The organism is Plantactinospora alkalitolerans (genome assembly GCF_015690345.1).
GTDB lineage: Bacteria > Actinomycetota > Actinomycetes > Mycobacteriales > Micromonosporaceae > Plantactinospora > Plantactinospora alkalitolerans.
The window spans coordinates 26117-39505 of the sequence record NZ_JADPUN010000019.1 but is presented as its reverse complement, the minus strand read 5'-3'; the positions used below and the strand labels follow the sequence as shown (position 1 = coordinate 39505).

The 13389-nt window shown below is 72.5% G+C and carries 11 protein-coding genes and 1 pseudogene; 6 read left to right on the top strand and 6 right to left on the bottom strand.

The window, feature by feature from the left end; translation table 11 throughout:
- Positions 1–225: pseudogene (locus I0C86_RS42750) on the bottom strand (RDD family protein); the annotation flags it as partial.
- Between the two features lie 2378 nt (positions 226–2603).
- Between I0C86_RS42750 and I0C86_RS00300 the strand changes: the two are divergent.
- The 3 genes from I0C86_RS00300 to I0C86_RS00290 are packed head-to-tail and all read left to right on the top strand — an operon-like array spanning position 2604 to position 5264.
- Positions 2604–3458: an ABC transporter permease gene (locus I0C86_RS00300; RefSeq protein ID WP_196199106.1), complete on the top strand. Its 855-nt coding sequence runs from the start codon at positions 2604–2606 to the stop codon at positions 3456–3458.
- Positions 3451–4272, top strand: coding sequence for an ABC transporter permease (locus tag I0C86_RS00295; protein ID WP_323373387.1), 822 nt, complete (start codon positions 3451–3453; stop codon positions 4270–4272). The genes I0C86_RS00300 and I0C86_RS00295 overlap by 8 nt, the downstream gene beginning before the upstream one ends.
- Positions 4269–5264, top strand: a complete 996-nt coding sequence (locus I0C86_RS00290; protein WP_196199105.1) for an ABC transporter ATP-binding protein — start codon at positions 4269–4271, stop codon at positions 5262–5264. Before I0C86_RS00295 ends, I0C86_RS00290 begins: the two co-directional genes overlap by 4 nt.
- Positions 5265–5318: 54 nt before the next feature.
- Here the strand turns inward: I0C86_RS00290 and I0C86_RS00285 are convergent, their stop codons facing one another.
- Positions 5319–5891, bottom strand: a complete 573-nt coding sequence (locus I0C86_RS00285; RefSeq protein ID WP_196199104.1) for a helix-turn-helix domain-containing protein — start codon at positions 5889–5891, stop codon at positions 5319–5321.
- 54 nt (positions 5892–5945) lie between these two features.
- Here I0C86_RS00285 and I0C86_RS00280 point away from each other — a divergent pair, with 54 nt between their 5' ends.
- Together I0C86_RS00280 and I0C86_RS00275 are read left to right on the top strand one after the other, a co-directional pair.
- The gene (locus I0C86_RS00280; RefSeq protein ID WP_196199103.1) at positions 5946–6644 is read left to right on the top strand and encodes an AzlC family ABC transporter permease; all 699 of its coding nucleotides are present in this window, start codon (positions 5946–5948) and stop codon (positions 6642–6644) included.
- A gap of 40 nt (positions 6645–6684) precedes the next feature.
- Positions 6685–6993, top strand: coding sequence for an AzlD domain-containing protein (locus I0C86_RS00275; RefSeq protein WP_196199102.1), 309 nt, complete (start codon positions 6685–6687; stop codon positions 6991–6993).
- A 67-nt stretch (positions 6994–7060) separates the two neighbouring features.
- Here the strand turns inward: I0C86_RS00275 and I0C86_RS00270 are convergent, their stop codons facing one another.
- The 3 genes from I0C86_RS00270 to nadA all read right to left on the bottom strand — a co-directional run bounded on the left by I0C86_RS00270 (position 7061) and on the right by nadA (position 10585).
- On the bottom strand, positions 7061–7666 hold the full coding sequence (locus I0C86_RS00270; protein ID WP_196199101.1) for a DUF3043 domain-containing protein: 606 nt from the start codon (positions 7664–7666) through the stop codon (positions 7061–7063).
- 135 nt (positions 7667–7801) lie between these two features.
- The gene (gene murA, locus I0C86_RS00265; protein WP_196199100.1) at positions 7802–9157 is read right to left on the bottom strand and encodes a UDP-N-acetylglucosamine 1-carboxyvinyltransferase; all 1356 of its coding nucleotides are present in this window, start codon (positions 9155–9157) and stop codon (positions 7802–7804) included.
- A gap of 258 nt (positions 9158–9415) precedes the next feature.
- The gene (gene nadA, locus I0C86_RS00260) at positions 9416–10585 is read right to left on the bottom strand and encodes a quinolinate synthase NadA (RefSeq protein ID WP_196199099.1); all 1170 of its coding nucleotides are present in this window, start codon (positions 10583–10585) and stop codon (positions 9416–9418) included.
- Positions 10586–10654: 69 nt separating this feature from the next.
- Between nadA and I0C86_RS00255 the strand changes: the two genes are divergently transcribed.
- Positions 10655–11794: a glycerate kinase family protein gene (locus I0C86_RS00255; RefSeq protein WP_196199098.1), complete on the top strand. Its 1140-nt coding sequence runs from the start codon at positions 10655–10657 to the stop codon at positions 11792–11794.
- Between the two features lie 37 nt (positions 11795–11831).
- On the opposite strand, the gene I0C86_RS00250 is transcribed toward I0C86_RS00255, so the two are convergent.
- Complete coding sequence (locus I0C86_RS00250) at positions 11832–13325, bottom strand: MFS transporter (RefSeq protein ID WP_196199097.1); 1494 nt, start codon at positions 13323–13325, stop codon at positions 11832–11834.
- Between the last annotated feature and the right edge of the window lie 64 nt (positions 13326–13389).

The following is a 13389-nucleotide window of genomic DNA, read 5'->3' as shown; positions in this document are numbered from 1 at the left end:
GGGCGGTGGGCCGGACGGTTCGACCGGGGTGCCGGCGGGTTCGACCGGGATCCGGGCCGGTTCGACCGGCGCGACGGTGTCCGGCCCGGACGCCGGGGCCTGGGGAGGCTCTGTCGGCGGTCCGGTGTCGGGACCTGCCGGCGTGGTGCCTGCCGGTCCGGCGGCGGGTGTCGGGGCGGGCAGGAACTCCAGCCGCAGACCTGCGGTGGGTGGAGGGGTGACCACCGGAGGACGCTGGCCGGTCTCGTCGGCTGCCGGCGGCCGGGACGGTCGAGGAGCCGAAGCCGGTGCCGGGGGCGGGGGCGGTGCCGGGGGCGATATCGGAGTCAACCAGCCCGCTGCCGCCTCACGCGGGCGTTCGGCCGGACGGGTCGGCTCGGTGGAACTCGGCGGTTCGACCGGCCGTGGCTCGGTACGGGAGCCCGCCGGGCCGGACTGTGCCACCTCGACCGGACGAGGGGGCCCGACCGGACGGGGCGGTTCCACGGGCCGGGTGGGTTCGACCACCCGAGGCTCGATCGGCCGTGAATGTTCGACCTTGCGGACCGGCTCGATCGGACGTGACGGTTCGATCTTCCGGGCGGGTTCGACCGGCCGTGGCTGTTCGGCGGCGCGTGCCGGTTCGCCGGGCTGTGGCTGGGCCGCCACGCGAGGCGGCTCTCCGTGGCGCGGCTGGGCCGCCACCTGTGGGGGCTCCACAGGTCGTGGCTGGGCCTCCCCGTGGCGGGCGACCTGCGGCAGTTCCCCCGGCCGTGGCTGAGGCTCTCCGTGGCGGGCGACCTGCGGCAGTTCCCCCGGCCGTGGCTGAGGCTCTCCATGGCGGGGCTGGGCGGTCGGCCCGACGGGTCCACCCGGAGTCGCCGGCCCGGCCGCGGGCGGGCGTCCTGCGCCGCGATCCCGTCGGACGGAGAAGTCGTCGGGTTCGGCTGGCCGTGCGGGCGGCCGGTCGACATTGGAAGCCGGCATCCGCTCAGGTCGTCCGTACCCCGGCGCCAGTTCGGCGGCCGGCCGGTCGGCCCCGGGCGGCATCGACCCGGGACGCTCGCCGGGCGGTACCTGACCCGGGCGTCCGGTCGGTTCCGGCGCGGAGCGCGGGTCGCGGATCGGCGGTCGACCGGCTCCGAGATCCGGGAAGCGTCGACTATCGCGTGGCGGTTCCTGGGCCGGGCCACGCTGGGCCGGCCAGGCAGGTGCGGGCGGCAACCCACCGGGTCGCCGGTCGGACGGCGGCGGAAGCTCGGACTCCGGTCGCTCCGGTCGGTCCAACCGCTCCGGTCGGTCCAACCGCTCCGGTCGGTCCAACCGCTCCGGTCGGTCCAACCGTTCCGGTCGGGCTCGGGACGGCGTCCGACTGGGCGGTGTCTCCCGGCCGGGCGGGTGCGGCGGCTGACCACCGGACCGTGCGGCCCAGCCCTCGGAACGGTCCGACCCAGGCGGCCCGTCAAAGGCTGCCGGCGAGTAGATCTGGCTTCGGCCGCCCGATCCGACCCGACCTCGGTCGTCCCGACTACCGGGGCGGCCCTCGGAGGGCGCCGGCCGACGGTCGGGCAGCGGCTGGGTCTCTTCCGCCGCCGGTCCGGTGAGCCAGCGTCCCCGTCGCTCGGGCGATGGCCCGGAGCCGGCCGCTCGGGTCCGGTCCATGCCGGACCGATGTGGATCGTGTTCCTTTGGTGCCCGGCCCCCGGCCGGTTCGCCGCGCTCGCCGCGGTGTCCGGGCTCGCCGCGGTGTCCGGGCTCGGCACCGGCCGGACTCCGTCGGTCGTCGCGTCGGTCGTCGCGGGCGACCGGCACCGGTCCGCGTCGATCGTCCCGCCGGTCGTCTCGTCGATTGTCCCGTGGATCGTCCCGTCGGTCGTCTCGTCGGTCGTCCCGTGGATCGTCCCGTCGGTCGTCTCGTCGACTGTCCCGTGGATCGTCCCGTCGGTCGTCGCGAGCTACCGGCACCGATCCGCGTCGGTCGTCCCGGGCGACCGGCGTCGGTGTGCCGGTGCGGTACTCGGCGGGCGACCGGCCGCGCCCGTTCGACGGCTGGTCCCAGGAGTCCGGCGACTCGTCCCAGGAGCCGGGGAGTGGTGTGCGCGGCTCGGCCCGACCCTCCCGGCGGTCCGTCGACCCGGCGCGGCCGTCGCGGGGCGGTGGCCCGTCGGGGCGGGGTGCCGTCGGCGATCCGGCAGGTTGGCCGGGATGTCCGTTCGGGGACGAGGCACCCGGCTCCGCGTTCGGTGGGGGCACGCTGGCACGGCCGGTCGGGACGGCCGCCCGCCCGGTCGGCCGGCGTGGCCGCTGCCGCTGATGACCGATGTCCCCGGGATACCGCTGGCCGGGGAACTGCGGCTGCCACTCCGCGGTCGGTTCGGCCACCCAGGACGGCTCGGGGGCCTCGCCCCACCGACTGGAGTATCGCTCCGTCATACCGTCGCTCCGTACCGTGTGACGACGGCGCGACCGAGGCGGCGATACGCGCGCGGCGCGGCCGGAGAAGCCGGCTCGCGTCGCTCACTCACAGGGTGTCACCTCGTCGAAAAATCTCGCTGGGCAGCCGGGGGGTTCCGGGTAAAGTCACCCGGCTCGGGGCAGCGGGGTCGCGGAAGGAGGGTAACGGCGTGGGCTCGGTCACCGCCACTGTGCCACCACCGATCAGCCGAAACATTATCCTGTGGTTCCGGACATTTACTGCCATAGCCGGATCAGGGTTTCGTCGGTACTCTACATATCGGCAAGCTACCCTCGCCGGCGCCTTCACCAATACGGTGTTCGGCTTTCTTCGCTGTTACGTGTTGCTCGCGGTGGCGGGCGGTGCCGGCGGCATCGTCGCCGGCTACACGCCGGCCCAGTTGGCCACGTTCGTCTGGGTAGGACAAGGACTGCTCGCCGTCGTGCTGCTCTGGGGTTGGACCGACCTGGCGGAGCGGATCCGTACCGGCGAGGTGGCCAGCGACCTGCTCCGGCCGGTACACCCGGTGGTCAGCTACCTCGCCACCGACCTGGGTCGGGCCGGGTACGCATTGGTGACCAGATTCGTGCCGCCGGTACTGACCGGGCTGCTGTTCTTCGACTTCAAGTTGCCGGACCGGTGGCCGACGGTGCCACTGTTCGTGCTCTCCGTCGCCCTGGCGGTGGTGATCTGCTTCGGCTGTCGCTACCTGGTCAACGCCACGGGGTACTGGTTGCAGGACGTCCGGGGTCCGATGATCCTGTGGACCCTCGGCTCCGGGGTGCTGGCCGGGCTCTACTTCCCGCTGCGGTTCCTCCCGGACTGGATCCTGGTGCCGCTCTGGGTGGCCACTCCGTTTCCGAGCCTTCTCCAGACGCCGCTGGACGTGGTGATCGAACGGGACGCCTGGCCGGTTCAGTCCGGCATGGTGGCCCTGCAACTGGCCTGGGCCGGGTTGATCCTGCTGGGCTGCCGTACGGTCCAGCGCCGGGCGGAGCGTCGGCTGGTGGTGCAGGGTGGCTGACCGGACGTACCGGCTCGGAGTGGTGCCCGCGTACCTGGCGCTGCTGCGCGGACAGGCCCGGTCGCAGGCGTCGTACCGGACGTCGTTCGTGGTGGACCTCGTCGGCAACGTCGGCGCCACCGTGTTCGACGTGCTCACCGTGCTGGTGCTGTTCCGGGTCACCCGGGACCTGGGCGGCTTCGACCGGACCGAGGCGATGGTGATGGTCGGGCTCTCCTCGGCGGCCTTCGCCACCGCCGACCTGACGGTGGGCAACATCGAACGGGTCCGCCAATACGTCCGGACCGGGTTGCTGGACGCGGTGCTGGTCCGCCCGCTCGGCGCGCTTCCCCAGCTGCTGCTGATGGACCTGCCGGTGCGCAAGGCGGCCCGGTCCCTGTTCGGGATCGGTGTGCTGGTCACCGCGTTGGCCCTGGCGGACGTGTCCTGGACTCCGGGCCGGGTCGCGCTGGCCGTGCTGGCGCCGTTGGCCGGGGTGGTGTTCTTCGGGTCGATCTTCGTGGCCACCGCCACGCTGTCGTTCTGGTGGATCGACTCCGGCGAGGTGGGTTCCGCCTTCACCTACGGTGGGCGGGACTTCACCACGTACCCGATGACTGTCTATAGTGGCTGGTTTCGAGCGGTTTTCGCGTACGGTCTGGGGTTCGGTTTCGTGGCCTATTATCCGGCGCTGGCGTTGCTCGGCCGCGCCGACCCGCTCGGCCTGCCGGCCTGGGTGGGCTGGCTCGCCCCGGGCGTCGCGCTGCTGGCGGCGGCCGGTGCCGCGACGGCCTGGCGGGTCGGGGTCCGGCACTACCGGAGCACCGGCTCATGACCGGGACCGGGCCGGACGAGCCGGTGATCGAGGTCCGCGGTCTGCGCAAGGAGTTCGTGGTACGGGTCCGGGCGGGCCGGTTCCGCCGGACGAAGCGGGTGGTGACCGCCGTCGACGGGATCGACCTGACCGTGCACCGGGGCGAGATGGTCGGCTACATCGGGCCCAACGGCGCCGGCAAGTCCACCACCCTGAAGATGCTCACCGGCGTGCTCACCCCGTCGGCCGGCGAGGTGCGGGTCTGCGGGTTCACACCGGTGCCCCAACGCACCCGGCTGGCGCTGCGGATCGGGGTGGTCTTCGGGCAGCGTTCACAGCTCTGGTGGGATCTGCCGCTCCGGGATTCGTTCGACCTGCTTCGACACATCTACCGGGTGCCCGGCGCCGAGCATGCCGCCCGGTTGCGGCGGTGCCGGACGCTGCTCGACCTCGACGGCTTCCTCGACGTCCCGGTACGACAACTCTCGCTCGGCCAGCGGATGCGCGGCGAACTGACCGCCGCGTTGCTGCACCGGCCGGAGGTGCTCTTCCTCGACGAACCGACGATCGGGCTGGACGTGGTGAGCAGGCAGGCGGTTCGGTCCTTCCTCGCCGAACTCGGCCGGGCGGGCGACACCACGTTGCTGCTCACCACCCACGACCTCGCCGACATCGAGCGGCTGTGCCGGCGGCTGGTGGTGATCGACCACGGCGGAGTGGTGCACGATGGCTCGATCGAGGCGTTGCACACCCGCTACGGGTCGCGGCGCCTGGTGGTGGCCGACCTGGACGAGCCGTTGGCCGAGACGCCGGTGCTGGCCGGTGCGCCACTGCTGCGTACCGAGGCCGACGGGCGGCGCCTGGTCTTCGCCTGCGAGTCCGCGACCGCTTCGACGGTGGTGGCCGGGTTGGCCCAGCTGGTGGCGTTGCGGGACATCGCCATCGTGGAGCCGGACATCGAGGACGTCGTCACCCGTCTCTACCGGGCACCTGCCCCGGTCGAGCCCGGCTGACCGGGTTCGCCGTACTGGTTCGGGGTCCTGATTCGGGACCCGAAGGTCGGCCGCTCAGGGGTGTTCCATGACCAGCACGAGGAAGGTGCCGGGAGTGAGTGCCTTGTAGCCGTGCGGAACGTCGCCGGGGAAGGTGACGTAGTCGCCGGGGCCGAGTTCGACGGGGTCGGTGGACGGCCCGGTACGGAGCCGACCGGCGGCCACCACCACGTGCTCGACGCTGCCGGGGATGTGCGGCTCCGCGTCGCGTACCGCGCCCGGCTCCAATTCGATCAGATAGATGTCGCGGCGAACGTGCGCCGCACCGGCGGCGAGCAGCGTGCCGGTGAACTCGGCCTGCTGTGAGCGCAACCGGGGGCCGTCCCCGGCCCTGATCACGCGTACGGCGGGTGGCGGCTGTTCCACCAGCCGGCTGAACGGTACGCCGAGCGCGACGCCCAGGGCCCAGACGGTTTCCACGCTCGGGTTTCCGCTGCCGGCCTCCAGTTGGGACAGGGTCGACTTGGCGATCCCGGCCCTGCGGGCCAACTCGGCGAGGGAGATTCCGGCCCGCTCCCGCTCCCGGCGCAGCGCGGCGGCGATGGCAGGTACGGGCGAGTTGTCCGCGCGGGATGTCGTTCGGTCCATCGGTCCATCCGTTCGGCTTGACGAACAGGCGCACTGCGTTCATCATTTTGAACCATGCGTACGGCAGGACGAACGGCGACACCCGCCTCCACGCCCGCGTTGCTGCGTGACGTCGGGGCGATCGGCGTGGCGATAGTCGCGATCGGCGCCTCCTTCGGCGCCGTCGCCGTGGCCGCCGGCCTGCCCGTCGTGGCGACCATCGCGATGTCCGCTCTGCTGTACGCCGGCGGCGCCCAGTTCATGGCCGTCGGGTTGATCGCGGCCGGCAGTCCGGTCGCGGCGGTCTTCGCCGGACTGTTGCTCAACGCCCGACACCTGCCGTTCGGACTCGCCCTCGGCGACGTGCTGGGGCGGCGGTGGCGCGACCGCCTGCTCGGCAGTCACCTGATGACCGACGAGGCCACCGCGTTCGCGCTGGCCCAACCGGACCCGGCCGGCCGGCGCCGAGCCTTCTGGCTGGCCGGCACCGTCCTCTTCCTGGCCTGGAACCTGGGCACCCTGGCCGGGGTGCTGCTGGCCAGCCGGGTCGGCGACCCTCTCCGGCTGGGGTTGGACGCGGCCTTCCCCGCCGGCCTGCTGGCCCTGCTGCTACCCGCCCTACGGGAGCCGCAGACCCGTCGGGTGGCGCTGGTCGGCGCGGCGGTGGCGGTACTCGTCACACCCCTGCTGCCGGCCGGCCTGCCGGTCCTGCTCGCGCTCAGCGGCCTCGCCGTACTCCTGCTGCCCCGCCGCCACCGGGAGCGGCCGTGCTGATCGCGGTGCTCCTGCCGCCCCGCCGCCACCGGGAGCGGCCGTGCTGATCGCGGTGATCCTGACCCTGGCCGTCGGCACGTACGCCTTCCGGCTCTCCGGAGTGGTGCTGCGGGACCGGCTGGCGCTTCCCGACGGGGTGAACCGGCTGCTACCGATGGCCGCGGCGGCGCTGCTCGCGGCGCTGGCCGTGACCGCCGCGCTGACCGAGGCCGGGGCGTTCGCCGGATTCGCCCGCCCGAGCGGTGTACTGGTCGGCGCCGTGCTGGCCTGGCGCCGGGCCCCGTTCATCGCGGTCGTGGTGGCCGCGGCCGCGACGGCGGCCCTCCTGCGACTGCTCGGCGTCCCGTGAGCACAGGGGTGTTAGGAGGGGGCCCTTCTTCTACGGAAAGCGATAAGAAGGGGCCCTTCCTTACACCTCAGATGGAGTCGCCGAGGGCTACCCGGGGGGTGGGGGCGCGCATGCGGCGGAAGGTGATCGCGCGCATGATCGCGTAGATGTAGAGCGAACCCATCCGCTGGTCGGTCTTGGGGAACCGCTGCCGGACCAGCTTCTTGATCCGCCGGGAGATCAGCACGGAGTCGATCACCAGGGCGATGGCCAGCAGGCCCCAGAGCAGGTTGGAGGCGAACCGCACCGGGTCGGGCATGGTGCCCGCCGAGCCGATCAGGACGACCAGGGCCCCACCGAAGAACCAGGTGCCGACCGTACGCCGGGAGTCGACCACGTCGCGGGCGAGTCCCCGCTCCGGGGCGCGGTCCCGGGGGCCGCCCTCACGCCGGAACTCGGCGGCGGACTCGGCCCGCATGGCCCGGCGCCGCTCCCGCGCCTCCTGCTTGTTCAGCGGCTTGGTGTCGGCCGCCGGGCGGCGTCCGGCGCTCGGCCGTTTCGGGGTTTCCCGGCCCAGTTCCTTCTTGCTCGGGGTGTAGCCCCGGGGGCGGGCGGACGAGGACTCCTCGGGGGACACCTGGGAGACGGCATCCTCGACGAGGTCGGCGGACTTGCGACGAAACAGCGACGGCACGGATGAAGGGTAGCCAACCGTCGGCCCGCCCCGCACCTCGCGGTACGGGGCAGGCGCGGCAGGTACCGTCGGGCCAGGTGGTGACCCGGTCGGAGGTTTCGTACCGGATGAACCGTGCGGGTCGCGCAGGACGGGTTACGGGCGTTCGACGTGGGCGCCCAGGGCGGACAACTTGCCCTCGAAGTCCTCGTACCCACGGTTGATCAGGTCGACGCCGTAGACCCGCGAGGTGCCCTCGGCGGCCAGCGCGGCGATCAGGTGGCTGAACCCGGCCCGCAGGTCGGGGATGACCAGGTCGGCGGCGTGCAGCTTGGCCGGACCGGCGATCACGGCCGAGTGCTTGAAGTTGCGCCGGCCGAACCGGCAGGGCGTACCGCCCAGGCAGTCCCGGTAGACCTGGATGGTGGCGCCCATCTTGTTCAGCGCCTCGGTGTAGCCCAGCCGCTGCTCGTAGACGGTCTCGTGGACGATCGACAGGCCCCGGGCCTGGGTGAGCGCGACCACCAGTGGCTGCTGCCAGTCGGTCATGAAGCCGGGGTGTACGTCGGTCTCCAGGGCCACCGCCCGGAGTTCACCGCCCGGGTGCCAGAACCGGATGCCGCCCTCCTGACCGGGGCTGCCCACCCGGGGCGGCCGGGTGTCGGTGACCTCGTACGCCCCGCCGACCGACCGGAAGACGTTCAGGAAGGTCATCATGTCGGCCTGCTCGGCACCCAGCACCTCGACCCGTCCCCGGGTGGCGAGTGCGGCGGCGGCCCAGCTCGCGGCCTCGATCCGGTCCGGGATCGGCCGGTGCGTGTAGCCGCTCAGCCGCGCCACGCCCTGCACCTCGATCACCCGGTCGGTGTGCACCTTGATGATCGCGCCCATCTTCTGCAGGATGCAGATCAGGTCGATGATCTCCGGCTCGACGGCCGCGTTGCGCAGTTCGGTGACGCCCTCGGCGAGCACCGCGGTCAGCAGCACCTGCTCGGTGGCGCCCACGCTCGGGTACGGCAGCTCGAACTTGGTCCCGTGCAGCCCGGTCGGCGCGGTGAGGTGCATGCCCTCGGGCGTCTTGTCGACGACCGCGCCGAACTGCCGCAGGGCCTGGATGTGGAAGTCGATCGGCCGGGGCCCGATGTGGCAGCCGCCCAGGTCCGGGATGAACGCGTGGCCGAGCCGGTGCAGCAGCGGACCGCAGAACAGGATCGGGATCCGGCTCGATCCGGCGTGCACGTTGATCTCGTCGGTGCTCGCGCTCTCGACGTTGGCGGGGTCGAAGACCAGTTCCCCGTCCTCGACGCCGTCGCTGACCTTCACGCCGTGCAGTTCGAGCAGGCCGCGGACCACTTCGACGTCGCGGATCCGCGGTACGTCGAAGAGTCGGCTGGGTTCGTCACCGAGCAGGGTGGCGACCATCGCCTTGGAGACGAGATTCTTGGCGCCGCGCACCCGGATCTGCCCGGAAAGGGGCGTACCTCCGTGTACGACCAGGACGTCGTCGGTCAACGCAACCTCCAGCGGGTCGGTGCTGCTCTACGTCGATGCTGTCCGCGAGGGTGAACCATCCGGTCCACACTGCCGCTGTCCGTGCCACGGCCGGATCGTCGCGGCATCTTCAAATGTCACGGCACGGCTCTGTCACGGCCCCCGGCAGCATAGCGCTCCGTTACGAAAAAAGAGCGGTCACAGTGCAACGGATGGCACGAAACGGGGACGAGGACAGGAATCCGTGCCCTACTCGCTACTTTCCGTGATTGCGGTCGGTCACGGGAGCGCGAGCATCTGGTCCAGGGCCACCCGGGCGTGGTGCGCGGTGTCCGGATCCACGGTGATCTGGTTCGGTACCCGGCCGGCGACGAGTTCCTCCAGCGCCCAGACCAGGTGCGGCAGGTCGATCCGGTTCATCGTCGAGCAGTAGCAGACGGCCCGGTCCAGGAACATGATCTGCTTGTCCGGATGGGCGTTGGCGAGCCGGCGGACCAGGTTCAACTCGGTACCGATCGCCCAGGCCGAGCCGGCCGGCGCCGCCTCGACGGTCGAGATGATGTACTCCGTCGAGCCGACCTGGTCGGCGGCGGTCACCACGTCGTAGCGGCACTCGGGGTGGACCAGGACGTTCACCCCGGGCACCCGCATCCGGACCTCCTGCACGCTGCTGAGGGTGAACCGGCCGTGCACCGAGCAGTGTCCCCGCCACAGGATCATCTTGGCTTCCCGCAACTGTTTCGCGGTCAGCCCGCCGCCCGGCTTGTGCGGGTCGTAGAGCACGCAGTCGTCGGCGTCCAGGCCCATCTTCAGTACCGCCGTGTTCCGGCCCAGGTGCTGGTCGGGCAGGAAGAGCACCCGCTGGCCGCGTTCGAACGCCCACTGCAGGGCCCGCTCGGCGTTGGACGAGGTGCAGACCACACCGCCGTTCCGTCCGACGAAGCCCTTGATGTCGGCCGAGGAGTTCATGTAGGTCACCGGGACCGTCGAGCCGGCGACGCCCAGTTCGGCCAGCGTCTCCCAGGCGGACTCGACCTGGGGCAGCGCGGCCATGTCCGCCATCGAGCAGCCGGCGGCCAGGTCGGGCAGGACCACCCGCTGCGCCTCGGTGGTGAGGATGTCCGCGCTCTCCGCCATGAAGTGCACGCCGCAGAAGACGATGTACTCCGCGTCCGGCCGGGCGGCGGCCTCCCGGGCCAGTTTGAACGAGTCGCCGGTCACGTCGGCGAACTGGATGACCTCGTCGCGTTGGTAGTGGTGGCCGAGCACGAACACCCGCTGGCCCAGCTTCGCCTTTGCCGCCGTCGCGCGGGCGACGAGATTCGGGTCACTGGGCGGCGGAAGCTCGCCGGGACAGTCCACCCCGCGCTCGCTGGCCGGGTCTGTGCCCCGGCCGAGCAGCAGCAGGGCGGTCGCGGTGCTGGACGGCTCAAGCCACGTCGAAGTCACGTCCACCATGCTTGCACAGCGGGGACCGCTTTCCGGCCGCGCGGATGTGGCCTGCCACACTTGCCGTCCATGCGGATCCTGATCTGTCCGGACAAGTTCGCCGGCACCCTGTCGGCCGCCGAGGTGGCCAACGCGGTGCGCGAGGGGTGGCGGGAGACCGCGCCGGACGACGAGCTGGTGCTCCGGCCGCTCTCCGACGGCGGACCGGGGTTCGTCGAGGTGCTCGCCACCGCCGTCGCCGGTCGCCGGGTGCCGGTGCCGACCGTCGACCCGCTGGGCCGACCGGTCGACGGCGAGATCCTGCTGGCCGCCGACGGCGTCACGGCGTACGTCGAGAGCGCGCAGGCGTGCGGGCTGCACCTGTTGGCCCCGGACGAGCGGGACCCGAAGCTGACCACCTCGTACGGCCTCGGGGCGCTGGTCGCGATGGCGGCGGAGAGCGGGGCCCGGCGTGCCGTGATCGGGCTGGGCGGTTCGGCCGTGAACGACGCCGGGGCGGGACTGCTGGCCGCGCTGAACGCCGTGCCGGTGGACTCGACCGGAATGGCCCTGCCGTACGGCGGAGCCGCGCTGTCCGGGGTCGCCGCGCTGACGGGTCTGCCCCAGTTGCGCGGGATGGAGCTGGTGGCGGCGACGGACGTGGACAACCCGCTGACCGGGCTGACCGGCGCGTCGAACGTGTTCGGGCCGCAGAAGGGGGCGTCCCGGTCCGACGTGCTCCTGCTCGACGACGCGGTGACCCGCTTCGCCGAGGTGCTGGAGCGGGACCTGCCGGGCTGTCCCGCCGGCCTGGCCGGGTTGCCGGGGGCGGGCGCGGCCGGTGGGCTCGGTGCGGCCGTCCTGGCGCTCGGCGGCCGGTGTGAGTCGGGCATCGAACTGGTTACCCGGCTGACCGGGCTGGACACCGCGTTCGACGAGGCGGATCTGGTGATCACCGGGGAGGGCTCGTTCGACCACCAGTCGCTGCGCGGCAAGGTGGTCGCCGGGGTGGCGGGTGCGGCCCGGGACCGGGGGTTGCCCTGCGTGGTGCTGGCCGGCCGGGTCAGCGCCGGCCGCCGCGAGTCGGCGGCGGCCGGCGTGACCGAGACGCACAGCCTGGTCGACCACTTCGGCGGCGAACCGCACGGTGGGACCGAGCGGGCGATGAGCCGCCCGGCGGAGGGACTGCGGGCCCTGGCGGCGCGGTTGGCCGGTCAGTGGAGCCGCTGATCGCTGCGGCCGGCGGGCACGGCGGCCGGGTTCCGGCTCAGCCGGAGTGGATCGGGCCGCGGTGCCGACCGCGGGCGCGGCTGCCGGTTACCGCCGCGACGAGCAGGCCGAGCAGGGCCACCCCGCTGACCAGGCCCACCGCCGGATAGAACGAGTCCGGCACGTGGCCCGGCGTGGGCCGGTCGGTGGCCAGAACCGCGGTGACGCCGGCCAGCACGATCGCGCCACCCACCTGGAACGAGGTCTGTACTAACCCCGAGGCCAGGCCCTGTTCCTCGTCCGCGACCCCGGCGGTGGCCTGGATGTTGAGCGCCGGGAAGGCGAGGGCGAAGCCGGTACCGACCAGCAGCATGGTGGGCAGGATCACGCCCAGGTAGCGCGGTTCGCCGTCGATCCGGAGGAACAGCAGGTACGCGGCGAGGAAGGCGGCGAATCCGGCCATCACCACCCGACCGGTGCCGAACCGGTTGACGAGGTTGCCGACCCGGGGGCCGCCGAACGCCACGATCAGGCCGCCGGGCAGGAACGCGAGCGCCATGTCCAGCGGGGACCAGCCGAGCACGATCTGGGTGTAGAGGGTGCCGATGAACTGGAATCCGACGTACGAGCCGGTCACCGCCAGCGCCGCCAGGTTGGCGCCGACCAGGTTCCGGTTGCCGAGGATGCCGAGCCGGACGAGGGGATGGGCCACCCGGCGCTCGATCTGGACGAACGCCGCGAGCAGTGCCGCCACCAGGGCGAAGGAGCCGACGGTACGGACGGAGAGCCAACCGGCCGTGGGTGCCGATACCACCGCGTACACCAGGAGCAGTAGCGCGGCGGTGGCGGTGGCGGCACCCCCCAGGTCGTAGCCGCCGGCCCGGCGTGGGGTGCGGTCGGCCGGGATGAGCCGGCTGCCGGCGAAGAGGACGAGCAGTGCGATCGGGGCGGGCAGCAGGAAGGTCCAGCGCCAGCCGGCCTCGGTCAGCACGCCGCCGAAGACCAGTCCCAGCGAGAATCCGCTCGCGCCGCAGGCGGTGTAGAAGCTCAGGGCGCGGTTGCGGGCGGGGCCCTCGTGGAAGGTCGTGGTGATGATGGAGAGGCCGGCGGGGGCGGTGAAGGCCGCCGCGACGCCCTTGGCGAAGCGGGTGGCGATCAACAGTGACGGATCGTCGACGAGGCCGCCGACCAGTGACGCGACGCCGAACACGGCGATCGCCCAGAGGAAGACCTGGCGCCGGCCGAGCAGGTCGGCGGTCCGCCCGCCGAGGAGGAGCAGTCCGCCGTAGCCGAGGACGTAGCCGCTGACGATCCACTGCAGTGCCGAGTTGGACAGCCCGAGGTCCGCCTGGATCGAGGGGAGCGCCACCCCGACCATCGAGACGTCGAGGCCGTCCAGGAACAGCGCGCCACAGAGCACGATCAGCGCCCCCCAGAGCCGGGCGGTCATCCGGGGGCCGCCGGCCGGTGCGCCGTCCGTGCTCCCACCCGGCAGGACGGGGGCGGACGCGCTGGTCAGCGGGGTGGTACCCGGTGGAGCCGAAGAAGTCATGCCAGCGAACTTACGTGCGCATGCATCTAATGCGCAAGCAACTAATGTCCGTGCAAGTTTTTCC